The organism is Bacillus sp. FSL W8-1202 (assembly GCF_038006165.1).
Lineage (GTDB): Bacteria > Bacillota > Bacilli > Bacillales > Bacillaceae > Bacillus > Bacillus subtilis.
In genome coordinates, this window is the sequence record NZ_JBBOUR010000001.1 from 2,761,240 (window position 1) to 2,784,933 (window position 23,694).

The 23,694-nt window shown below is 45.1% G+C and carries 24 protein-coding genes; 23 read left to right on the forward strand and 1 reads right to left on the reverse strand.

Annotation, left to right across the window (positions count from 1 at the left end; translation table 11 throughout):
* The first annotated feature begins 9 nt into the window (after positions 1–9).
* The 12 genes from coaBC to spoVM all read left to right on the forward strand — a co-directional run bounded on the left by coaBC (position 10) and on the right by spoVM (position 12,678).
* Positions 10–1,230 (forward strand): bifunctional phosphopantothenoylcysteine decarboxylase/phosphopantothenate--cysteine ligase CoaBC, encoded by a 1,221-nt coding sequence (gene coaBC, locus NSQ09_RS14395; protein ID WP_017694849.1) that lies wholly within the window; start codon positions 10–12, stop codon positions 1,228–1,230.
* Positions 1,227–3,644 carry a primosomal protein N' gene (priA, locus tag NSQ09_RS14400; RefSeq protein ID WP_341031791.1) on the forward strand — a complete coding sequence of 806 codons (2,418 nt, stop codon included), beginning with the start codon at positions 1,227–1,229 and terminating at the stop codon, positions 3,642–3,644. Before coaBC ends, priA begins: the two co-directional genes overlap by 4 nt.
* A 26-nt stretch (positions 3,645–3,670) precedes the next feature.
* Entirely contained in the window at positions 3,671–4,153 is a 483-nt protein-coding gene (gene def, locus NSQ09_RS14405; protein ID WP_015383630.1) for a peptide deformylase, read from the forward strand.
* Between the two features lie 4 nt (positions 4,154–4,157).
* Entirely contained in the window at positions 4,158–5,111 is a 954-nt protein-coding gene (gene fmt / locus NSQ09_RS14410; protein ID WP_134155419.1) for a methionyl-tRNA formyltransferase, read from the forward strand.
* On the forward strand, positions 5,098–6,441 hold the full coding sequence (rsmB, locus tag NSQ09_RS14415) for a 16S rRNA (cytosine(967)-C(5))-methyltransferase RsmB (RefSeq protein ID WP_014479761.1): 1,344 nt from the start codon (positions 5,098–5,100) through the stop codon (positions 6,439–6,441). Before fmt ends, rsmB begins: the two co-directional genes overlap by 14 nt.
* Before the next feature lie 3 nt (positions 6,442–6,444).
* Positions 6,445–7,536, forward strand: coding sequence for a 23S rRNA (adenine(2503)-C(2))-methyltransferase RlmN (gene rlmN, locus NSQ09_RS14420; protein WP_014476780.1), 1,092 nt, complete (start codon positions 6,445–6,447; stop codon positions 7,534–7,536).
* Positions 7,537–7,542: 6 nt separating this feature from the next.
* Positions 7,543–8,307: a protein-serine/threonine phosphatase PrpC gene (prpC, locus tag NSQ09_RS14425; protein ID WP_043857480.1), complete on the forward strand. Its 765-nt coding sequence runs from the start codon at positions 7,543–7,545 to the stop codon at positions 8,305–8,307.
* Positions 8,301–10,247, forward strand: coding sequence for a serine/threonine protein kinase PrkC (gene prkC / locus NSQ09_RS14430; protein WP_341031802.1), 1,947 nt, complete (start codon positions 8,301–8,303; stop codon positions 10,245–10,247). The genes prpC and prkC overlap by 7 nt, the downstream gene beginning before the upstream one ends.
* A gap of 14 nt (positions 10,248–10,261) precedes the next feature.
* Entirely contained in the window at positions 10,262–11,158 is an 897-nt protein-coding gene (gene rsgA, locus NSQ09_RS14435; RefSeq protein WP_326147980.1) for a ribosome small subunit-dependent GTPase A, read from the forward strand.
* A gap of 4 nt (positions 11,159–11,162) precedes the next feature.
* Complete coding sequence (gene rpe / locus NSQ09_RS14440) at positions 11,163–11,816, forward strand: ribulose-phosphate 3-epimerase (protein WP_341031809.1); 654 nt, start codon at positions 11,163–11,165, stop codon at positions 11,814–11,816.
* A gap of 72 nt (positions 11,817–11,888) precedes the next feature.
* Positions 11,889–12,533, forward strand: coding sequence for a thiamine diphosphokinase (locus NSQ09_RS14445; RefSeq protein WP_014479765.1), 645 nt, complete (start codon positions 11,889–11,891; stop codon positions 12,531–12,533).
* Positions 12,534–12,597: 64 nt separating this feature from the next.
* Positions 12,598–12,678: a stage V sporulation protein SpoVM gene (gene spoVM / locus NSQ09_RS14450; RefSeq protein ID WP_003221545.1), complete on the forward strand. Its 81-nt coding sequence runs from the start codon at positions 12,598–12,600 to the stop codon at positions 12,676–12,678.
* A 72-nt stretch (positions 12,679–12,750) separates the two neighbouring features.
* On the opposite strand, the gene rpmB is transcribed toward spoVM, so the two are convergent.
* Positions 12,751–12,939, reverse strand: a complete 189-nt coding sequence (gene rpmB, locus NSQ09_RS14455) for a 50S ribosomal protein L28 (RefSeq protein WP_003221548.1) — start codon at positions 12,937–12,939, stop codon at positions 12,751–12,753.
* A 276-nt stretch (positions 12,940–13,215) separates the two neighbouring features.
* Here rpmB and NSQ09_RS14460 point away from each other — a divergent pair, with 276 nt between their 5' ends.
* The 11 genes from NSQ09_RS14460 (at position 13,216) to rncS (ending at position 23,611) form a co-directional block, all read left to right on the forward strand.
* Complete coding sequence (locus tag NSQ09_RS14460) at positions 13,216–13,578, forward strand: Asp23/Gls24 family envelope stress response protein (RefSeq protein ID WP_041057440.1); 363 nt, start codon at positions 13,216–13,218, stop codon at positions 13,576–13,578.
* 15 nt (positions 13,579–13,593) lie between these two features.
* Positions 13,594–15,255 carry a DAK2 domain-containing protein gene (locus NSQ09_RS14465; RefSeq protein ID WP_041335949.1) on the forward strand — a complete coding sequence of 554 codons (1,662 nt, stop codon included), beginning with the start codon at positions 13,594–13,596 and terminating at the stop codon, positions 15,253–15,255.
* A gap of 138 nt (positions 15,256–15,393) precedes the next feature.
* Positions 15,394–16,056 carry an L-serine ammonia-lyase, iron-sulfur-dependent subunit beta gene (sdaAB, locus tag NSQ09_RS14470; RefSeq protein ID WP_003232050.1) on the forward strand — a complete coding sequence of 221 codons (663 nt, stop codon included), beginning with the start codon at positions 15,394–15,396 and terminating at the stop codon, positions 16,054–16,056.
* 25 nt (positions 16,057–16,081) lie between these two features.
* Entirely contained in the window at positions 16,082–16,984 is a 903-nt protein-coding gene (gene sdaAA, locus NSQ09_RS14475; RefSeq protein ID WP_017694855.1) for an L-serine ammonia-lyase, iron-sulfur-dependent, subunit alpha, read from the forward strand.
* The gene (gene recG / locus NSQ09_RS14480) at positions 16,962–19,010 is read left to right on the forward strand and encodes an ATP-dependent DNA helicase RecG (RefSeq protein ID WP_272515568.1); all 2,049 of its coding nucleotides are present in this window, start codon (positions 16,962–16,964) and stop codon (positions 19,008–19,010) included. Before sdaAA ends, recG begins: the two co-directional genes overlap by 23 nt.
* 108 nt (positions 19,011–19,118) lie before the next feature.
* Positions 19,119–19,685 carry a transcription factor FapR gene (gene fapR / locus NSQ09_RS14485; protein WP_003232044.1) on the forward strand — a complete coding sequence of 189 codons (567 nt, stop codon included), beginning with the start codon at positions 19,119–19,121 and terminating at the stop codon, positions 19,683–19,685.
* Positions 19,686–19,698: 13 nt separating this feature from the next.
* On the forward strand, positions 19,699–20,700 hold the full coding sequence (gene plsX / locus NSQ09_RS14490; RefSeq protein ID WP_341031818.1) for a phosphate acyltransferase PlsX: 1,002 nt from the start codon (positions 19,699–19,701) through the stop codon (positions 20,698–20,700).
* An 18-nt stretch (positions 20,701–20,718) separates the two neighbouring features.
* Positions 20,719–21,672 carry an ACP S-malonyltransferase gene (fabD, locus tag NSQ09_RS14495; protein WP_015383644.1) on the forward strand — a complete coding sequence of 318 codons (954 nt, stop codon included), beginning with the start codon at positions 20,719–20,721 and terminating at the stop codon, positions 21,670–21,672.
* The gene (gene fabG, locus NSQ09_RS14500; protein WP_003232035.1) at positions 21,665–22,405 is read left to right on the forward strand and encodes a 3-oxoacyl-[acyl-carrier-protein] reductase; all 741 of its coding nucleotides are present in this window, start codon (positions 21,665–21,667) and stop codon (positions 22,403–22,405) included. The genes fabD and fabG overlap by 8 nt, the downstream gene beginning before the upstream one ends.
* An 83-nt stretch (positions 22,406–22,488) precedes the next feature.
* The gene (gene acpP, locus NSQ09_RS14505; RefSeq protein WP_003154310.1) at positions 22,489–22,722 is read left to right on the forward strand and encodes an acyl carrier protein; all 234 of its coding nucleotides are present in this window, start codon (positions 22,489–22,491) and stop codon (positions 22,720–22,722) included.
* Between the two features lie 139 nt (positions 22,723–22,861).
* The gene (rncS, locus tag NSQ09_RS14510; RefSeq protein WP_003232030.1) at positions 22,862–23,611 is read left to right on the forward strand and encodes a ribonuclease III; all 750 of its coding nucleotides are present in this window, start codon (positions 22,862–22,864) and stop codon (positions 23,609–23,611) included.
* Positions 23,612–23,694: the final 83 nt, after the last annotated feature.

Consider the following 23,694-nt stretch of genomic DNA (forward strand, 5'->3'; position numbering starts at 1 on the left):
GAGAATTCATTGCTAAACAATCGAAATGTGTTACTTTGCGTGAGCGGAGGCATCGCTGTTTATAAAGCCTGTGCGTTAACGAGCAAGCTGGTTCAGGCAGGAGCAAATGTCAAAGTGATTATGACTGAGTCCGCTTGCCGATTCGTTTCACCGCTGACATTTCAGGCATTGAGCCGCCACGAAGTCTATACAGATACATTTAAAGAACAAAATCCAAGCGTTATTTCTCATATTGATGCCGCAGACTGGGCCGACTTGATTATCGTAGCGCCGGCTACGGCTAATGTGATTGGAAAACTGGCAAACGGCATCGCTGATGATATGCTGACGACAACATTGTTGGCAGCAACGGCTCCCGTTTGGATCGCGCCGGCGATGAACGTTCATATGTATGACCACCCGGCAGTCAAACGAAACATTTCTGTTCTTTATCAGGACGGTTATCGTTTTATTGAGCCAAGTGAGGGCTATTTAGCATGCGGTTACGTAGGAAAAGGCAGATTGGAAGAGCCGGAAAACATCGTAAAGCTGGCCGAAAAACATTTTGCTGAAGAAACATCCGCTCCTTTAGAAGGCAAGCATGTGGTCATTACAGCCGGCCCAACGCGGGAAGCGGTTGATCCTGTCCGGTTTTTTACCAATAAATCGACGGGCAAAATGGGCTACGCACTAGCGGAGGCTGCTGTCCAGCTCGGCGCACGGGTAACCTTAATTTCTGGGCCTGTTTCACTTGATCAGCCTAAAGGCCTTGCTGAGTTTATCCCTGTTCAATCGGCTGCGGATATGCGCGAAGCTGTGCTCTCTGTGTATGACGCAAGCGATATAGTCATTAAAACAGCTGCGGTAGCCGATTTTACGCCGAAAACAGTATTTGACCATAAAATGAAAAAACAAGACGGCGGCATGACCTTAGAACTGAAAAGAACAGTCGATATTTTGAAAGAATTGGGCGAGAAAAAGAAAGAGCAGATTTTGGTCGGATTTGCCGCCGAAACACAAGACATTGAACACTATGCACGTAAAAAGCTCGCCGCTAAAAACCTTGATTTGATTGTGGCAAATGATGTGAAAGCAAATGGGGCCGGTTTTGGTGCTGATACGAATATCGTGACAATCTTTTTCAAAGACGGGCATAAACGCGAACTCCCGATTATGTCTAAGCTCGATGTTTCTTTTGAAATCCTTCAGGAGATCGCAGCCCTCTCAAAACAAACCGGAGAGCGCTCATGAATTTTGCAGAAGTCATCGTTGATGTCAGCACCAAAAATATAGACAGGCCTTTTGATTATAAAATCCCAGACCATCTGAAGGGCATGGTCAAAACGGGGATGCGGGTCATTGTTCCGTTTGGCCCCCGTAAGATTCAAGGGTTTGTGACAGCAGTCAAAGAAGCATCTGACCTATCGGGAAAATCTGTCAAGGAAGTAGAGGATTTATTAGATCTTACACCTGTTCTGACAGAGGAGCTTATGGATCTGTCATCATGGCTGTCAGACAAAACGCTGTCTTTTAAAATAACGGCGCTTCAAGCAATGCTGCCTGCCGCCTTAAAGGCGAAATATGAAAAAGAATTAAAAATTGCACACGGAGCCGATCTTCCGCCGCAAGTGGAACGGCTGTTTTCTGAAACAAAGACGCTGCTGTATTCAGATATACCCGATCATGAGACGCTGAAACTGATTCAAAGGCATGTTCAAAAAGGGGACATTGACGTGACGTATAAAGTCGCGCAAAAAACCAATAAAAAAATGGTCAGGCATATTCAGGCAAATGCGAGTAAAGAAGAGCTTGCTAAGCAGGCTGAGGGATTGTCCCGCCAAGCAGCAAAACAGCAGGCGATTCTCCACTTTCTCATCTCTGAGCCGGAAGGTGTGAAAATTCCTGCGGCGGAATTGTGCAAAAAAACGGATACGAGCTCTGCAACCATTAAAACCCTTATCCAAAAAGGGCTTTTGAAGGAAAGCTATGAAGAGGTTTACAGAGATCCCTATCAGGACAAAATGTTCAAAAAAACAGAGCCCCTGCCGCTGACAGACGAACAGAGGGCTGCCTTCGAGCCCATACGCGAGACATTGGACAGCGATGAGCATAAAGTGTTCCTCCTTCACGGCGTGACAGGAAGCGGAAAAACGGAAATTTATCTGCAATCAATTGAAAAAGTACTGGCGAAAGGAAAAGAAGCCATCGTCCTCGTACCGGAAATATCGCTGACGCCGCAAATGGTCAACCGCTTCAAGGGCCGCTTCGGCTCCCAGGTGGCAGTCATGCACAGCGGTTTATCCACAGGAGAAAAATATGACGAGTGGCGTAAAATCCACCGGAAGGAAGTACGGCTTGTCGTCGGTGCCAGATCCGCGATTTTTGCTCCGTTTGAAAATCTCGGAATGATAATCATCGATGAAGAGCACGAGTCTTCCTATAAACAGGAAGAAATGCCGCGCTATCATGCGAAAGAGGTGGCAATCAAGCGGGCTGAGCATCACAGCTGCCCGGTTGTATTAGGGAGTGCTACGCCGACATTAGAGTCATATGCAAGAGCGCAAAAGGGCGTATACGAGCTTCTTTCACTGAAGCACCGTGTTAACCACCGGGTGATGCCTGAGGTTTCGCTTGTCGATATGAGAGAGGAGCTTAGAAACGGCAATCGTTCGATGTTTTCAGTTGAATTGATGGAAAAGCTTGAAGAAACGATTGCCAAGGGTGAGCAGGCGGTGCTGTTTTTAAATAAGAGGGGCTATTCTTCCTTTGTGATGTGCAGGGATTGCGGCTATGTCCCGCAATGCCCGCACTGCGACATTTCCATGACGTATCATCGTTACGGCCAAAGGCTGAAATGCCATTATTGCGGACATGAAGAGCCTGTTCCGCACACTTGTCCTGAATGCGCAAGCGAGCATATCCGCTTTTTCGGAACGGGAACACAGCGAGTGGAGGAAGAGCTGACAAAAGTGCTGCCAAGTGCGAGAGTGATTCGGATGGATGTTGACACGACATCACGGAAAGGCGCCCATGAAAAATTACTGTCAGCTTTCGGAGAAGGAAAAGCGGATATTCTTCTCGGAACGCAAATGATCGCGAAAGGGCTTGATTTTCCGAATGTCACGCTTGTCGGAGTGTTAAGTGCTGATACAACACTTCATATTCCTGATTTCAGATCGGCTGAAAAAACATTTCAGCTGTTAACGCAAGTCAGCGGCCGGGCAGGCAGGCATGAAAAGCCCGGCCATGTCATCATTCAAACGTATACACCGTCTCATTACAGTATCCAGCTGACGAAAACACACGATTATGAAACGTTCTATCAGCATGAAATGGCGCACAGGAGAGAGCAATCCTATCCGCCATACTACTATTTGGCTCTTGTGACTGTTTCTCATGAGGAAGTGGCGAAAGCAGCGGTTACAGCTGAAAAAATCGCTCATTTTTTGAAAGCAAACTGCGGAGATGACACGAAAATTCTCGGACCAAGCGCGTCGCCGATAGCCAGGATCAAAGATAGATATCGCTATCAATGCGTGATAAAATACAAACAGGAAAACCAGTTATCCGCTTTATTGAAGAAGATACTGGAACATTATAAACGCGAAATTGAACAAAAACATGTAATGATTTCAATTGATATGAATCCTTATATGATGATGTAAGATCTCACGTCTTGGAGGGTAACAAATTGGCAGTAAAAAAGGTCGTCACACATCCTGCGGAGGTTTTGGAAACACCTGCGGAAACCGTGACTGTTTTTGATAAAAAGCTAAAAAAACTGCTTGATGATATGTACGACACCATGCTTGAAATGGATGGTGTCGGACTGGCAGCGCCGCAAATCGGCATTTTAAAAAGAGCGGCCGTCGTAGATATCGGGGATGACAGAGGGAGAATTGATCTCGTTAATCCTGAAATTTTAGAAAAAAGCGGCGAGCAAACCGGAATTGAAGGATGCTTGAGCTTTCCTGGCGTCTATGGTGATGTCACACGTGCCGATTATGTCAAAGTGCGTGCGTTTAACCGTCAGGGAAAACCGTTCATTCTGGAAGCGCGAGGCTTTTTAGCAAGAGCCGTGCAGCATGAAATGGACCACTTAGACGGTGTGCTGTTTACATCTAAAATAAGTAAATACTATACAGAAGATGAACTAGCGGATATGGAAGGATGATTTGATGACGAGAATCGTATTTATGGGAACGCCGGATTTTTCAGTTCCTGTTTTAAGAACCCTGATAGAGGACGGATATGAAGTAGTGGGGGTCGTCACACAGCCGGACCGTCCGAAGGGCAGAAAAAAAGTACTGACACCTCCTCCGGTAAAGGAAGAGGCATTGCGCCACGGCATCCCGGTTCTTCAGCCGGAAAAAGTCAGATTAACAGAAGAAATTGAAAAAGTGCTGGCATTAAAGCCTGACCTGATTGTAACGGCGGCATTCGGACAAATTTTGCCTAAAGAGCTTCTCGACAGTCCAAAATACGGCTGCATTAACGTTCACGCATCCCTTTTGCCGGAACTGCGCGGCGGGGCACCGATCCATTATTCCATTCTGCAGGGAAAGAAAAAAACCGGGGTTACCATTATGTATATGGTAGAAAAATTGGATGCCGGGGACATGATCTCAAAAGTGGAAGTGGACATTGAAGAAACCGACAATGTCGGAACACTGCACGATAAATTAAGCGTTGCTGGCGCGAAGCTATTGTCTGAAACGGTTCCAAACGTTATTGCCGGCAGCATATCACCTGAAAAGCAGGATGAAGAGAAAGCGACGTACGCGCCTAACATTAAAAGAGAGCAAGAGCTGCTCGACTGGTCCAGAACGGGCGAAGAGCTTTACAACCAGATCCGCGGCTTAAATCCATGGCCTGTTGCTTATACGACTCTAAACGGACAAAACTTGAAAATATGGGCGTCGAAAAAAATAGCGGCACCAACAACAGCTGAGCCCGGCACAGTCGTTGCAGTTGAAAAGGAAGGAATTATCGTTGCCACAGGTAATGATACGGCCCTGTTATTAACCGAACTCCAGCCGGCAGGCAAAAAACGAATGAAAGGCGAAGACTTTGTGCGAGGCGCTCATGTTGAAGCCGGTGATGTGTTAGGAGTAAACAATGAAAAAAACTAGTGTTCGTGACATCGCCCTTGAGGCGCTGATCAAATTAGAACAAAACCAGGCATATAGCAACCTGCTGCTGAAATCGGTCATTAAATCAAATGAACTGAGTGATCAGGACAGAGGGCTTTTGACTGAACTTGTCTATGGTACATTACAAAATAAGATCGCGCTTGATTATATGCTTAAACCGTTTATCAATAAGCCTCAAAAGGTAAAGCCGTGGGTGATTCAGCTTCTTCGCCTATCCTTATATCAAATGGAGTATTTAGAGAAGATTCCAGACAGGGCAGCCATCCATGAAGCGGTTGAGATTGCTAAAATCCGCGGACACAAAGGCATTGCTTCATTTGTCAACGGCGTGCTCCGTTCTATTCAGCGCGAAGGTGTTCCATCCTTTGACGCGATCGAAGATCCTGTACGCCGGCTGGCGACAGAAACAAGCCATCCGGAGTGGCTTGTGAAAGAGTGGGCGGATGCGTATGGATTTGAAGCTGCGGAAAAGATTTGCCGCATCCATCTCATTCCGCCGAAACAGACGCTGCGTGTCAATCAAATGAAAGCAGACAGAGCTGAGCTGCTTGACCAAATGGCTGCTGAGGGAATCGAAGTTGAAAAAGGCGACCTCGCTGAAGATGCTGTGAAGCTCTTAAAGGGAACAATTGCCGGAACTCATTTCTTCCAAAACGGCGAAGTTTCCATCCAGGATGAGAGTTCCATGCTCGTCGCCCGCGCCCTTGACCCTAAGCCTGATGAAACAGTGCTTGACGCATGTGCGGCGCCTGGCGGAAAGTCGGCTCATATCGCAGAATTAATGCAGAACAAGGGGAGCGTTACGTCGCTTGATCTTCACAAACATAAAGTGAAGCTGATCAAAGAAGCGGCAGACCGGCTTGGCCTGACAATCATTCATGCGGAAACAATGGATGCTAGAAAAGCGGGGGAAACGTTTGAAAACGAACAGTTTGACCGAATATTGGTCGATGCCCCGTGCTCAGGTTTCGGTGTTATCAGAAGAAAGCCGGACATGAAATACACGAAAAAGCCTGACGACAGCGCCCGTCTAGCTGAAATCCAGCTGTCGATCTTGAGGGAAATCGCACCATTAGTAAAAAAAGGTGGCACTCTTGTCTACAGTACGTGTACAATGGACCGGACAGAAAATGATGAAGTAATACATGCGTTTATACAAGAACATCCTGATTTTGAACCCGATTTGTCTCTTGAAAAGCGGCTGCCTGAAAAGGTGAGACCCTTTGTTCGGGATGGAAGGCTTCAAATCCTTCCTCATTATTTCGGAACAGATGGTTTCTTTATTTGCAGCATGAGAAAGAAGGGATAAGCAATGGCAGAACTTAATAAAACAAAAGTAAGAAAAGAATTGCGGACAGAGCGTCCGTCGATTTATTCTTTTGAATTAGACGAAATTAAACAATGGCTGACAGACAACGGAGAGAAACCGTTCCGTGCGGCTCAGATTTTTGAATGGCTATATGAAAAACGCGTATCTTCTTTTGAAGAAATGACAAACCTCTCAAAGGATCTGCGTGAGAAATTAAACACTCACTTTGTGTTAACAACGCTGAAAACGGCTGTTAAACAAACCTCTCAAGACGGTACGATGAAGTTTTTGTTTGAGCTTCATGACGGTTATACCATCGAAACCGTTTTAATGAGACACGAGTATGGCAATTCTGTATGTGTAACGACACAAGTCGGCTGCCGTATTGGCTGTACATTCTGTGCGTCAACGCTTGGAGGCTTAAAACGAAACCTTGAAGCGGGGGAAATTGTCGCTCAAGTAGTCAAAGTGCAAAAAGCTCTTGATGAAACGGATGAACGCGTCAGCTCTGTCGTGATCATGGGAATCGGCGAACCTTTTGATAACTTTAACGAAATGCTCGCTTTCTTGAAAATCATTAACCATGACAAGGGCCTGAATATCGGTGCTCGCCATATTACGGTCTCTACGAGTGGAATCATCCCGAAAATTTACGAATTTGCTGATCAGCAAATGCAGATTAACTTTGCAATTTCTCTGCACGCGCCGAACACAGAAATCAGAAGCCGTTTGATGCCGATTAACAGAGCATATAAACTGCCTGATCTAATGGAAGCCGTTAAATATTATATTAATAAAACAGGACGCCGCATCAGCTTTGAATACGGGCTGTTCGGAGGCGTAAACGACCAGGTGGAACACGCCGAAGAGCTTGCCGACTTGCTGGAAGGAGTCAAATGCCACGTGAACTTGATTCCGGTAAACTACGTGCCTGAACGGGACTATGTGCGCACACCGCGTGATCAGATTTTTGCTTTTGAAAAAACGCTGAAATCCCGCGGAGTAAATGTCACAATCCGAAGAGAGCAAGGACATGACATTGACGCAGCCTGCGGTCAGCTTCGCGCGAAGGAGCGTCAAGACGAGACGAGGTGATGAGGGTTGTTAACAGCCTTAAAAACAGATACAGGAAAAATCCGCCAGCATAATGAAGATGATGCGGGGATATTCAAGGGGAAAGATGAATTTGTATTAGCGGTTGTCGCTGATGGCATGGGCGGCCATCTTGCTGGAGATGTTGCGAGCAAGATGGCTGTGAAAGCCATGGGGGAGAAATGGAATGAAGCAGAGACGATTCCAACTGCGCCCTCGGATTGTGAAAAATGGCTCATTGAACAGATTCTTTCGGTAAACAGCAAAATATACGATCACGCTCAAGCCCACGAAGAATGCCAAGGCATGGGGACGACGATTGTATGTGCGCTTTTTACGGGGAAAACGGTTTCTGTTGCCCATATCGGAGACAGCAGATGCTATTTGCTTCAGGACGGTGATTTCGTTCAAGTGACAGAAGACCATTCGCTTGTAAATGAACTGGTTCGCACTGGAGAGATCTCCAGAGAAGACGCTGAACATCATCCGCGAAAAAATGTGTTGACGAAGGCGCTTGGAACAGACCAGTCAGTCAGCATTGACACCCGTTCCTTTGATATAGAACCCGGAGACAAACTGCTTCTATGTTCTGACGGACTGACGAATAAAGTGGAAGGCACTGAGTTAAAAGACATCCTGCAAAGCGATTCAGCTCCTCAGGAAAAAGTAAACCTGCTTGTGGACAAAGCCAATCAGAATGGCGGGGAAGACAACATTACAGCAGTTTTGCTTGAGCTTGCTTTACAAGTTGAAGAGGGTGAAGATCAGTGCTAATCGGCAAGCGGATCAGCGGGCGTTACCAAATTCTCCGCGTTATAGGCGGCGGGGGAATGGCCAACGTGTATTTAGCTGAGGATATCATTCTAGACCGTGAAGTCGCAATTAAAATCCTGCGGTTTGACTATGTAAATGACAATGAATTTATCAGGCGTTTCCGCAGAGAAGCCCAATCCGCATCAAGCCTCGATCACCCGAATATTGTCAGCATTTACGATTTGGGCGAGGAAGATGATATTTATTATATTGTCATGGAATACGTTGAAGGCATGACGCTTAAAGAATACATAACAGCAAATGGGCCGCTTCACCCTAAAGAAGCGCTGAACATCATGGAGCAAATTGTCTCAGCCATCGCTCATGCCCATCAAAACCAGATTGTTCACAGAGACATCAAGCCGCATAACATTTTGATTGATCATATGGGAAATATCAAAGTAACGGATTTTGGAATTGCGACGGCACTAAGTTCGACCACAATCACCCATACCAATTCAGTTCTGGGCTCGGTCCATTACTTATCACCTGAACAGGCCCGGGGCGGCTTAGCCACAAAAAAATCAGATATTTATGCGCTTGGAATCGTTCTATTTGAGCTTTTAACCGGCCGTATTCCGTTTGATGGAGAGTCAGCAGTCAGCATCGCCTTGAAGCATCTTCAAGCGGAAACTCCTTCGGCAAAAAGGTGGAATCCATCGGTCCCCCAAAGCGTTGAAAACATCATACTCAAGGCAACTGCCAAAGATCCGTTTCATCGCTATGAAACGGCTGAAGACATGGAAGCAGACATAAAAACAGCTTTTGATGCCGACAGACTCAATGAAAAGAGATTTACGATTCAAGAAGATGAAGAAATGACAAAAGCGATACCTATCATTAAAGATGAAGAACTCGCTAAAGCTGCTGGCGAAAAAGAAGCTGAAGTGACAGCCGCACAAGAAAACAAAACAAAGAAGAACGGCAAAAGAAAAAAGTGGCCGTGGGTTTTGCTCACGATATGCCTTGTTTTTATCACAGCTGGAATTCTTGCTGTCACTGTTTTTCCGTCGCTTTTCATGCCTAAGGATGTCAAAATACCTGATGTCTCCGGAATGGAATACGAAAAAGCCGCAGGGCACTTGGAAAAAGAAGGTTTACAGGTTGATTCCGAGGTGTTGGAAATCTCAGATGAAAAAATTGAAGAGGGCCTGATGGTAAAAACGGACCCTAAAGCGGATACAACAGTCAAAGAAGGCGCCACGGTCACTCTTTATAAAAGCACCGGAAAGGCAAAAACGGAGATCGGTGATGTGACAGGCCAAACGGTCGACCAGGCAAAAAAAGCGTTGAAGGACCAAGGGTTTAAACATGTAACGGTAAATGAAGTGAATGACGAGAAAAACGCGGGAACTGTCATTGACCAAAATCCTTCAGCAGGGACTGAGCTTGTCCCGAGTGAAGATCAAGTCAAACTTACAGTCAGTATCGGACCCGAAGACATTACACTTAGAGACTTGAAAACCTACAGTAAAGAAGCAGCGTCTGGATATCTGGAAGACAACGGATTGAAGCTTGTAGAAAAAGAAGCATACTCAGATGATGTTCCAGAAGGACAGGTTGTCAAACAAAAACCAGCAGCAGGTACGGCAGTAAAGCCGGGAAACGAAGTTGAAGTGACATTCTCTCTCGGACCAGAGAAAAAACCTGCGAAAACAGTGAAAGAAAAGGTCAAGATCCCCTATGAACCAGAAAATGAAGGGGACGAGCTTCAAGTGCAAATCGCGGTTGACGATGCTGATCACAGCATCTCTGACACTTACGAAGAATTTAAGATAAAAGAGCCGACTGAACGAACGATCGAACTAAAGATTGAACCCGGCCAAAAAGGGTACTATCAAGTAATGGTAAACAATAAAGTTGTCAGCTACAAAACCATTGAGTATCCGAAAGATGAATAACAAGGAGGGAAAATATGCCTGAGGGCAAAATTATTAAGGCGCTAAGCGGCTTTTACTATGTACTGGATGAATCAGAGGATTCAGATAAAGTAATACAATGCAGAGGAAGAGGCATTTTCAGAAAAAACAAAATTACCCCTCTTGTCGGCGATTATGTTGTGTATCAAGCTGAAAATAACAAAGAAGGATATTTAATGGAAATTAAAGAAAGAACCAACGAGCTTATCAGGCCGCCAATTTGCAACGTTGATCAAGCGGTCCTTGTTTTCTCAGCGGTTCAGCCTTCTTTCAGCACGGCATTGCTCGACCGCTTCCTGGTTCTCGTTGAGGCCAATGATATTCAGCCGATTATATGCATTACTAAAATGGATCTGATTGAAGATCAAGATACAGAAGATACGATACAAGCCTATGCAGAAGACTATCGGAATATTGGTTATGACGTATACCTTACCTCCTCTAAGGACCAAGACAGTTTAGCGGACATCATCCCGCGTTTTCAGGATAAAACAACGGTATTTGCCGGTCAGTCCGGTGTTGGGAAATCCTCGCTTCTCAACGCAATCAGTCCGGAGCTCGGATTAAGAACAAACGAGATTTCCGAGCATTTGGGCCGCGGGAAACACACAACCCGCCACGTGGAGCTGATTCACACGTCCGGAGGTTTGGTTGCAGATACACCGGGATTCAGCTCGCTTGAATTTACAGACATTGAGGAAGAAGAGCTGGGCTATACCTTCCCTGATATCAGAGAAAAAAGCTCTTCATGCAAATTTAGAGGCTGTTTACATCTGAAAGAGCCGAAATGTGCGGTGAAACAAGCTGTTGAAGACGGGGAATTAAAGCAGTATCGCTATGACCATTATGTTGAATTTATGACGGAGATAAAAGACAGAAAGCCGAGGTATTAGCATAATGATAAAGGTTGCACCATCTATTCTTTCCGCTGATTTTGCCGCTTTAGGCAATGAGATTAAAGATGTAGAAAAAGGCGGAGCCGATTGTATTCATATTGATGTTATGGACGGCCATTTTGTCCCGAATATCACAATCGGTCCGCTGATTGTAGAAGCAGTCCGGCCGGTAACGGATCTGCCGCTTGATATCCATTTAATGATAGAAGAGCCGGATCGTTATATCCCGGCTTTTGCGAAAGCAGGCGCAGATATCCTGTCTGTGCATGCTGAGGCATGTCCGCACCTGCACCGTACCATCCAGCTCATTAAAGAGCAAGGAGTGAAGGCCGGAGTAGTTCTAAACCCGCATACTCCTGTTCAAGTCATCGAGCATGTTTTCGACGATCTCGATCTTGTTCTTTTAATGACGGTGAACCCGGGCTTCGGCGGGCAGAAATTTATTCATTCAGTCCTTCCTAAAATAAAAGAGGTTAAGCGAATGGCGGATGAAAAAGGAAAAAAAGATCTGTTAATTGAAGTAGACGGCGGCGTCAACAAAGAAACCGCTCCGCTCGTCATTGAAGCGGGCGCAAATTTACTCGTTGCCGGTTCAGCTGTTTATGGGCAGTCTGACCGCAAAAAAGCAATTTCTGAAATCAGAGGAAGCAAATAAGCAGCTTTAGAAAAGAGCTGGGCATACAATAGCCTAAGCTCTTTTTCCTGTATGCAGAGAAAGGAATCAGAGATGAAAACAATTAATATCGTTGCGGGAGGCCCGAAAAATCTCATTCCCGATCTAACCGGCTATACGGATGAACACACGCTTTGGATCGGTGTTGACAAAGGCACCGTCACTCTCTTAGATGCCGGGATCATTCCTGTTGAAGCCTTCGGAGATTTTGACAGCATAACAGAGCAAGAACGCCGGCGAATAGAAAAAGCCGCTCCCGCCCTTCATGTGTATCAAGCAGAAAAAGATCAAACAGATTTAGACCTCGCCCTTGATTGGGCGCTGGAAAAGCAGCCGGATATTATTCAGATTTTCGGCATTACAGGCGGCAGAGCTGATCATTTTTTAGGAAACATTCAGCTTCTGTATAGAGGTGTAAAAACGAACATAAAAATTAGGCTGATAGACAAACAAAATCATATTCAAATGTTCCCTCCTGGTGAATATGATATTGAGAAGGATGAAAATAAGCGATATATCTCCTTCATACCGTTTTCCGAAGACATACATGAGCTGACCCTGACCGGTTTTAAATATCCTCTAAATAATTGTCATATTACGCTCGGTTCAACACTATGTATTAGTAACGAACTCATTCATTCACGAGGTACTTTTTCGTTTGCAAAAGGCATATTAATAATGATAAGAAGCACGGATTAAGCATGTGCTTTCATTCAATTGCTGAAACAAGGCGGTTACGGGACGTTATAGGAGGGGACAAAAAATGAAATTTTACACCATTAAATTGCCGAAGTTTTTAGGAGGAATTGTCCGGGCGATGCTGGGCTCATTTAGAAAAGATTAAGGCCCAGGGGTTCAAAGCCCTCTTTCACCACATAAAAACGCCTGCCACATATCGGGGCAGGCGTTCATTTTGTTATACACGCTCAACTTTACCGGATTTCAAAGCTCGAGCAGATACATATACTTTTTTAGGTTTTCCGTTCACAAGGATACGAACCTTTTGAAGATTCGCGCCCCATGTGCGCTTAGAAGCGTTCATTGCGTGAGAACGGTTATTCCCAGCTGTTGTTTTTTTACCTGTGATAACGCATTTACGTGCCATTTGTTTCCCTCCTCACTTGCACAAAACATCTACTTTTTAACATTCATATAATCTTAGATGCTTTCGATATGGATACTTTAAATAATTTACCACAGCTAAAAAACGTTTGCAACTATTGTTTCATCATCTTTCAAGAAAATTCACTTGACATCTTGCGGAAACAGCAGCGCTATAGTATATGTAGAGGTACGGCCAGCGATTATTGCCTGGTCTTTTCATAATGGAAACCATATAGTAGAATAGCTGTAACTCTATGCATTCGAAGGAGGAACTAGTGTGTCCATTGAATTAAGAACGAAGTACGGACAGATTGATATATCTAATGAAGTCATCGCGATGGTTGCAGGAGGCGCGGCGGTTGACTGTTACGGCATTGTCGGCATGGCCTCTAAAAACCAGATTAAAGACGGACTGACTGAAATCCTTCGGAAAGAGAATTTCAGCAGGGGTGTCCAAGTTCGCCAAGCAGGAGAACAGATACATATCGACATGTATATCATTGTCAGCTACGGCACGAAAATTTCTGAAGTGGCACATAATGTCCAAACAAAAGTAAAGTACACAGTAAATCAAACCATCGGACTGGCAGTGGACTCTGTCAATATTTATGTCCAAGGCGTACGAGTGACGAACCCGTAGTTAGGAGGAGTAGGATTGTCTATCAGAACATTAAACGGCAGAACCTTTGCCGAGATGATTCTTGCGGGAGCGCAGAATCTGTCTCAAAACGCCAGTGCAGTTGATGCACTGAACGTGTTTCCGGTGCCGGACGGTGATACGGGAACAAATATGAACCTGTCGATGACTTCCGGAGCAAGAGAAGTTGAACAAATGGATACGGATGATATCGGGAAGGTGGGTTCCGCGTTATCTAAAGGGCTGCTCATGGGAGCACGCGGAAATTCAGGAGTTATCCTATCCCAATTGTTCCGCGGATTTAGCAAAAGCATTGAAACGAAAAAAGAAATTAATGCACTTGAGTTTGCCGCTGCGCTGCAAGCAGGTGTAGACATGGCGTATAAAGCTGTCATGAAACCTGTAGAGGGCACCATTTTAACAGTTGCAAAAGACGCTGCAAAAAAAGCGATGATCTTAGCAGAAAAAGAAACCGATATCACTGCGCTGATGACTGCAGTGACAGAAGAAGCAGAGGCGTCTTTAAACCGCACCCCTGAATTGCTGCCTGTCCTAAAGGAAGTAGGAGTTGTCGATAGCGGGGGCAAAGGCCTGCTTTGTGTGTATGAAGGTTTCCTTGCTTCATTAAAAGGTGAAACTGTACCTCAGAAAGCAGTTCTTCCGTCACTTGACGACATGGTCAGCGCGGAGCATCACAAGAGCGCGCAAAGCATGATGAATACCGAAGATATTGAATTTGGATTCTGTACCGAAGTGATGGTTAGGCTTGATCAGACAAAAAGAGAGTTCGACGAAGGCACGTTCAGGCAAGACCTCAGCCAGTTCGGAGATTCTCTGCTTGTGATTGCGGATGAATCGCTGGCGAAGGTTCATATTCATGCTGAAGAGCCGGGAAACGTGTTAAACTACGCCCAGCATTACGGTGAATTGATTAAAATAAAAATAGAAAATATGAGAGAACAGCATACCTCTATCATCAGTCAAGAAAGCAAACCTGCAGACAACGAAACACCGCCGGCAAAACAGCCGTATGGCATTGTGACTGTGGCGATGGGAGAAGGAATTTCAGACCTATTCAAAAGCATTGGCGCTTCTGTTGTGATCGAAGGCGGCCAGACCATGAACCCAAGCACTGAGGATATTGTTGATGCCGTGAAGTCTGTAAATGCAGATACAGTATTTATCCTTCCTAACAACTCCAACATTATCATGGCTGCTAACCAAGCGGCCAGCGTAGTGGATGAACAGGTTTTTGTCATTCCTGCTAAAACGGTTCCGCAAGGGATGTCAGCCCTGCTGGCTTTTAACCCGGATCAAGAAGCTGAAGCGAACGAGGCCAATATGCTAAGCGCCATTCAGCAAGTAAAAAGCGGACAGGTGACGTTCTCAGTCAGAGATACTCATATTGACGGTAAAGATATTAAAAAAGGTGACTTTATGGGCATTCTGAATGGAACGATTATCGGCACTTCTGAAAATCAGCTGTCAGCCGCGAAAATGCTGCTGTCAGAAATGATCCGAGAAGATGATGAAATCGTGACCATTCTATATGGTGAGGATGCGTCTCAGGAAGAAGCTGAGCAGCTTGAAGCGTTTCTCAGTGAAAAGTACGAGGAGATTGAGGTTGAAATCCACAATGGGAAACAGCCTCTGTATTCGTATATCGTTTCTGCAGAATAGAAGGGCAATTTGCCCTTCTATTCTTATGTCTGCTTTTAAGTGCGGCAGCGCTGTAACGCGCCCGCTTGCCATTTTATATCTGATCAATTAGTCTAGAAGCAAAGCGCTAATAAGCTCTGGTTTATAAGGAGGAATAGCATGAAATACAGAAGCGTTTTTGATATTATCGGCCCGGTTATGATCGGTCCGTCCAGCTCTCATACAGCGGGAGCTGCCAGAATCGGGAGAGTGGCCAGAAGTTTATTTGGCAGAGAGCCTGAGCGCATCATTGTATCTTTTTACGGCTCGTTTGCGGAAACGTATAAGGGCCACGGCACAGATGTCGCGATTATCGGCGGATTGCTTGATTTTGATACATTCGACGAACGGATTAAAACCGCTATACAAATTGCAGAAGCTAAAGGAATTGATATAGAGTTTCGGGTAGAAGACGCTGTCCCGGTCCATCCGAACACAGCAAAAATCACCATTTCTGATGAAAAGGGTGAGCTTGAACTGACGGGTATTTCGATTGGCGGAGGAAAGATTGAAATCACAGAATTGAATGGTTTTGAGCTCCGGCTGTCAGGAAATCATCCGGCCATATTAGTTGTTCATAATGACAAATTTGGCACAATTGCCGGTGTTGCCAATGTTCTGGCGAAATTTTCAATCAACGTAGGACATATGGAAGTAGCCCGGAAAGATATCGGACAGCTTGCGCTGATGACAATAGAGGTCGATCAAAATATTGACGACCATATTCTCGACGAGCTGTCGAAGCTGCCGAATATTATTCAAGTGACAAAGATTGCTGACTAGCGAAAAGGGTCAGGAGGAGCCAGTTATGTTTCGTAATGTAAAAGAATTAATTGAGATTACTAAAGAAAAACAAATATTGATCTCTGATGTGATGATAGCTCAAGAGATGGAAGTAACAGAAAAAACAAAAGAGGACATTTTTCAGCAGATGGATCATAACCTGTCTGTTATGGAAGCGGCGGTTCAGAAAGGACTCGAGGGAGTTACGAGCCAAACGGGCTTAACAGGCGGAGATGCCGTTAAATTGCAGGCCTATATTCGATCGGGAAAAAGCCTGTCTGGCCCGCTGATTTTAGATGCTGTATCGAAAGCCGTTGCAACAAATGAAGTAAATGCAGCAATGGGAACCATCTGTGCGACACCGACTGCAGGTTCTGCCGGTGTGGTGCCCGGTACGTTATTTGCTGTAAAAGAAAAGCTGAATCCAACAAGAGAACAAATGATCCGCTTTTTGTTTACAGCCGGGGCTTTCGGATTTGTCGTGGCTAATAACGCAAGCATTTCCGGCGCCGCCGGAGGATGTCAGGCAGAGGTTGGATCAGCTTCAGGTATGGCGGCTGCGGCCATTGTTGAAATGGCAGGAGGAACACCCGAACAAAGCGCGGAAGCCATGGCCATTACATTAAAAAATATGCTAGGCCTTGTGTGCGACCCTGTTGCAGGGCTTGTTGAGGTGCCTTGCGTGAAACGGAATGCGATGGGCGCGTCAAATGCGATGATTGCCGCTGATATGGCATTGGCGGGCATTACAAGCCGCATTCCATGTGATGAGGTTATCGATGCCATGTATAAAATAGGTCAAACGATGCCAACTGCACTTAGAGAAACAGGCCAGGGCGGTTTAGCGGCAACACCGACAGGAAGAGAATTAGAGAAAAAAATTTTCGGAGGAGCGCTAGGTTCACGTGAAACAAAATCAGCAAACTAGTATAGCTAACATTAAGGGTATTGGGCCGGAAACAGAAAAAACATTACACGAACTCGGTATTTATGACATTTCTGATCTTCTGAATTATTTCCCTTATCGCTATGATGACTACGAGCTGAGGGATTTAGAAGAAGTAAAGCATGATGAAAGAGTCACAGTCGAAGGGAAGGTTCATTCAGAGCCTTCTCTTACCTATTACGGAAAAAAACGAAACAGGCTGACATTCAGGCTTCTGGTCGGCCACTATTTAATCACAGCCGTATGTTTTAACCGGCCTTATTTGAAGAAGAAGCTTTCGCTCGGCTCTGTGGTGACGGTTTCAGGTAAATGGGACAAGCACCGCCAAACCATCTCTGTTCAGGAGTTGAAAAACGGGCCGCATCAAGAAGACAAAAGTATTGAACCAGTGTATTCTGTGAAAGAAAATGTTACCGTCAAAATGATGAGGCGCTTTATTCAGCAGGCGCTGACCCAATATGCAGACTCACTTCCTGATCCTCTTCCGGAAAAGCTAAGAAAAAGCTATAAACTGCCTGACTATTATCAGGCGTTAAAAGCAATGCACCAGCCTGAAACAAGGGAAGCATTAAAGCTTGCCAGACGGCGGTTTGTTTATGAAGAATTTTTGTTGTTTCAGTTGAAAATGCAGGCGTTCCGAAAGGCGGAAAGAGAGCAGACACAAGGGATACGGCAGCGTTTTTCAAACGAAGAACTCATGAGATTTATCAAAAGCCTCCCGTTTCCCCTCACAAACGCCCAGTCACGCGTTCTTCGCGAAATAACAGCAGACATGTCTTCTCCATACAGAATGAACCGCCTTCTTCAAGGGGACGTTGGATCAGGAAAAACGGCAGTTGCCGCCATTGCACTGTATGCCGCGATCCTATCCGGATACCAAGGAGCGCTCATGGTGCCGACAGAAATTCTGGCCGAGCAGCATGCTGATTCGCTCGTTTCGCTATTTGAAAAATGGGACGTCAGCGTTGCTCTTTTGACAAGCTCTGTTAAAGGGAAGCGGCGAAAAGAACTGCTTGAGCGTCTTGCGGCGGGTGAGATTGATATTCTTGTAGGAACCCACGCTTTAATCCAAGACGAGGTGGAGTTTAAGGCGCTGAGTCTCGTTATTACTGATGAACAGCACAGATTTGGAGTTGAGCAGCGCAAAAAGCTTCGGAACAAAGGGCAGGATCCCGATGTTCTCTTTATGACAGCCACTCCAATCCCAAGAACATTAGCGATCACAGTGTTCGGTGAAATGGATGTATCTGTCATTGATGAGATGCCGGCTGGACGAAAGCGAATTGAAACCTATTGGGTAAAACATGACATGCTGGATCGTATTTTGGCATTTGTCGAAAAAGAATTAAAGCAAGGCAGGCAGGCTTATATCATCTGTCCGCTGATTGAAGAATCAGACAAGCTTGATGTGCAAAACGCCATTGACGTGTACAATATGCTTTCTGATATTTTTCGGGGAAAATGGAATGTCGGCCTTATGCATGGAAAGCTGCATTCCGATGAAAAAGACCAGGTCATGAGAGAATTCAGCGCAAATCACTGTCAAATTCTCGTATCAACCACTGTAGTTGAGGTTGGCGTGAATGTTCCGAATGCAACGATTATGGTGATTTATGACGCCGACCGTTTCGGACTATCACAGCTTCACCAGCTGCGCGGCCGTGTTGGACGGGGTGAGCATCAATCTTTCTGTATTCTGATGGCTGATCCAAAATCAGAAACAGGGAAAGAACGGATGAGGATCATGTCGGAGACCAATGACGGTTTCGAGCTGTCTGAAAAGGATCTGGAACTGAGAGGTCCCGGTGATTTCTTCGGAAAAAAACAAAGCGGAATGCCGGAATTTAAAGTGGCGGACATGGTTCATGATTACAGAGCGCTTGAAACGGCAAGGCAGGATGCTGCGAATCTTGTGGCTTCTGACGCGTTCTGGAAGGAGCCGGAATACGCTGTGTTACGAGATGAATTGCTGAAGAACGGAGTAATGGACGGGGAAAAATTAAGCTGAGTATCAGAAGTTTTTGGTGTTCAGCCAGAAACAATCGTTGCATTCCAATCTATGAAATTATATACTACTATTAGTACCTAGTCTTAATTGTCCGGATGGTGTTTAGATATGAGAAGAAATAAGAGAGAACGCCAGGAATTACTTCAGCAGACGATTCAAGCAACCCCCTTTATTACAGATGAAGAATTAGCGGGTAAATTCGGGGTGAGCATCCAGACGATACGTTTGGACCGCTTAGAGCTTTCCATACCTGAACTGAGAGAAAGAATTAAGAACGTGGCAGAGAAAACACTTGAGGACGAAGTGAAGTCCCTGTCACTTGATGAAGTTATCGGAGAAATTATTGACCTTGAGCTGGATGATCAGGCGATATCCATTTTAGAAATAAAACAGGAGCACGTGTTCAGCCGGAATCAGATTGCGAGAGGACACCATTTATTTGCACAGGCGAATTCTTTGGCCGTTGCAGTCATTGATGACGAGCTGGCGCTGACTGCAAGTGCAGACATCCGCTTTACAAGACAGGTAAAGCAGGGTGAACGTGTCGTAGCAAAAGCGAAAGTGACGGCTGTCGAAAAAGAAAAAGGAAGAACGGTTGTCGAAGTGAACAGCTACGTTGGCGAAGAAATTGTTTTTTCTGGACGCTTTGACATGTATCGTTCAAAACATTCATAAAGGTGGAGCATGCATGAGAATAGCTGTAGATGCAATGGGAGGAGACCACGCTCCCAAAGCTGTTATTGACGGAGTTATAAAAGGTATAGAGGCATATGATGATCTCCATATCACACTTGTCGGTGACAAAACAACGATAGAATCAAATTTAACAACTACATCAGATCGCATCACGGTGCTGCACGCAGATGAAGTGATTGAGCCTACGGATGAACCGGTCCGTGCCGTGCGAAGAAAAAAGAACTCATCTATGGTTCTTATGGCGCAGGAGGTTGCGGAAAACAGAGCTGACGCCTGCATTTCAGCAGGAAATACCGGTGCATTAATGACAGCCGGTCTCTTTATTGTCGGAAGAATTAAAGGAATTGACCGTCCGGCGCTTGCCCCGACACTTCCGACTATTTCGGGAGACGGATTTCTTCTCCTTGATGTCGGCGCCAATGTCGATGCCAAACCGGAGCACCTCGTTCAATATGCCATCATGGGTTCTGTTTATTCTCAGCAAGTGCGCGGTGTCACTTCACCGAGAGTCGGACTTTTAAATGTCGGAACAGAAGATAAAAAAGGAAACGAACTGACGAAGCAGACTTTTCAAATTTTAAAAGAAACAGCAAACATCAATTTTATCGGAAACGTGGAAGCGCGAGACCTTTTAGATGATGTGGCTGATGTTGTAGTAACAGACGGCTTTACCGGGAATGTTACACTCAAAACGCTGGAAGGCTCTGCGTTGTCTATTTTTAAAATGATGAGAGACGTAATGACGTCTACTTTGACATCAAAGCTTGCAGCAGCTGTGCTGAAGCCAAAATTGAAAGAAATGAAAATGAAAATGGAGTATTCGAATTATGGCGGAGCAAGTCTTTTTGGCTTAAAAGCGCCTGTGATCAAGGCGCACGGCTCTTCAGATTCAAATGCTGTATTCCATGCGATTCGGCAAGCAAGAGAGATGGTCAGCCAAAATGTGGCTGCGCTCATTCAGGAAGAAGTGAAAGAAGAAAAAACAGATGAGTAGTCTGGAGGTTTTTACATCATGAGTAAGATTGCATTTTTATTCCCGGGTCAGGGATCACAATTTATCGGCATGGGAAAAGAGCTTTATGAGCAGGTGCCTGCTGCAAAGCGTCTGTTTGATGAAGCCGATGAAACATTAGAAACAAAACTCAGCTCGCTTATTTTTGAGGGTGCTGCTGAAGAATTAACACTTACATACAATGCGCAGCCTGCTTTGCTTACGACAAGCATCGCTGTTCTTGAGAAATTTAAAGAATCTGGCATTACACCTGATTTCACAGCAGGACACAGCCTTGGTGAATATTCTGCACTGGTTGCGGCTGGCGCTCTGTCTTTCAAAGATGCTGTTTATACCGTCAGAAAGCGCGGAGAGTTTATGAATGAAGCGGTGCCGGCTGGCGAAGGAGCAATGGCTGCGATTCTCGGCATGGATGCTGAAGCATTAAAGCAAGTAACCGATAAAGTCACAGAGGAAGGCAACCTTGTACAGCTTGCGAATCTCAACTGTCCTGGCCAAATCGTCATTTCCGGAACAGCTAAAGGGGTCGAGCTTGCATCTGAACTGGCAAAAGAGAACGGCGCAAAACGCGCAATTCCGCTTGAAGTAAGCGGTCCGTTCCATTCTGAACTGATGAAACCGGCTGCTGAAAAGCTGAAAGAGGTATTGGACGCCTGTGACATAAAAGACGCTGACGTTCCGGTCATCTCAAATGTTTCTGCTGACGTGATGACTGAAAAAGCAGATATCAAAGAAAAACTTATTGAGCAGCTTTACTCTCCGGTTCGTTTTGAGGAAAGCATTAACAAGCTGATCGCAGAGGGTGTTACGACTTTTATTGAAATCGGTCCCGGAAAAGTGCTTTCAGGCCTTGTGAAAAAAGTAAATAGACGGTTAAAAACAATTGCTGTATCAGATCCGGAAACGATCGAGCTGGCAATTCAAACGCTTAAGGAGGAGAATGATAATGCTTAATGATAAAACGGCTATTGTCACTGGCGCATCCCGCGGAATCGGCCGCTCAATCGCCCTTGATCTGGCAAAAAGCGGAGCCAATGTTGTCGTGAACTACTCCGGCAATGAAGCGAAAGCAAATGAAGTGGTAGATGAAATCAAATCAATGGGCAGAAAAGCAATTGCTGTAAAAGCGGATGTATCAAATCCCGAAGATGTACAAAACATGATAAAAGAAACATTGTCTGTTTTTTCTACGATTGACATTCTGGTTAATAATGCGGGAATTACAAGAGACAATCTCATCATGAGAATGAAAGAAGACGAATGGGATGACGTCATTAACATTAACCTGAAGGGTGTTTTCAACTGCACAAAAGCTGTTACAAGACAAATGATGAAACAGCGTTCAGGCCGCATTATTAACGTATCGTCTATCGTCGGCGTCAGCGGAAACCCTGGACAAGCCAACTACGTGGCTGCAAAAGCCGGCGTCATCGGTTTAACCAAATCTTCCGCTAAAGAGCTCGCCAGCCGAAATATTACGGTAAACGCAATAGCGCCAGGATTTATCTCAACTGATATGACAGATAAACTTGCAAAAGACGTTCAAGACGAAATGCTGAAACAAATTCCGCTCGCGCGCTTTGGTGAACCTAGCGATGTCAGCAGTGTTGTCACGTTCCTAGCTTCAGAGGGAGCTCGTTATATGACAGGCCAAACGCTTCATATTGACGGCGGAATGGTGATGTAAGTTTTTTCTCGAAAATTTCATCGTAGTTTCTCTAGTTTTTTAAAAACGAATCCACTATAATACTTGAGGGGAGGTGAATTGCTATGGCAGACACATTAGAGCGTGTAACGAAAATCATCGTAGATCGCCTTGGCGTTGATGAAGCAGACGTCAAACTTGAAGCTTCTTTCAAGGAAGACTTAGGTGCTGATTCCCTAGATGTAGTTGAGCTTGTTATGGAACTTGAAGACGAGTTTGATATGGAGATTTCTGACGAAGATGCTGAAAAGATTGCAACAGTCGGCGACGCTGTGAACTACATACAAAACCAGCAATAAGCTGATGCTAAAAGTCCCGCCGAAACGCGGGGCTTTAGCCCTTTATTCGTGCAGTTATTACAGCATGCCGCTTTTACGCGCGCTGTATCCGGTTTAGTCAGAGAAGCGCGGTGAACCTGATGTGCCTATGGAGGTTACTATGTCAAAACACTCACATTATAAAGATAAAAAAAAGTTCTATAAAAAAGTAGAACAATTTAAAGAGTTTCAAGAACGGATTTCGGTTCACTTTCAAAATGAAAAGCTTTTGTATCAAGCATTTACACATTCATCTTATGTGAATGAGCATCGGAAAAAGCCGTATGAAGATAATGAAAGGCTTGAATTTTTAGGTGACGCTGTTTTGGAACTGACGATCTCCAGATTCTTATTTGCCAAATACCCGGCTATGAGTGAAGGAGATTTGACGAAATTGAGAGCCGCAATTGTTTGCGAACCGTCTCTCGTTTCATTGGCTCACGAGCTGTCATTCGGCGATCTTGTCCTGTTGGGTAAAGGCGAGGAAATGACAGGCGGAAGAAAGCGTCCTGCTCTATTGGCGGATGTTTTTGAGGCATTTATCGGAGCCTTGTACCTTGACCAGGGATTAGAGCCGGTCGAAAGTTTCTTAAAAGTTTATGTGTTCCCTAAAATTAACGATGGTGCTTTTTCTCATGTGATGGATTTCAAAAGCCAGCTGCAGGAATACGTGCAGCGGGACGGCAAAGGCTCTCTGGAGTATAAAATCTCCAACGAAAAAGGACCTGCGCACAACCGTGAATTTGAAGCCATCGTATCTCTAAAAGGTGAACCACTCGGAGTCGGAAACGGCCGTTCAAAGAAAGAAGCCGAACAGCACGCTGCTCAGGAAGCTTTAGCTAAATTGCAAAAACACCATACGAAACAATAAAATCCCCCTTATGACTCAGGGGGATTTCAGTATGTATGCCGTCTTATTTCACCAATGTTTATGATAGAATTGAAATACTTATT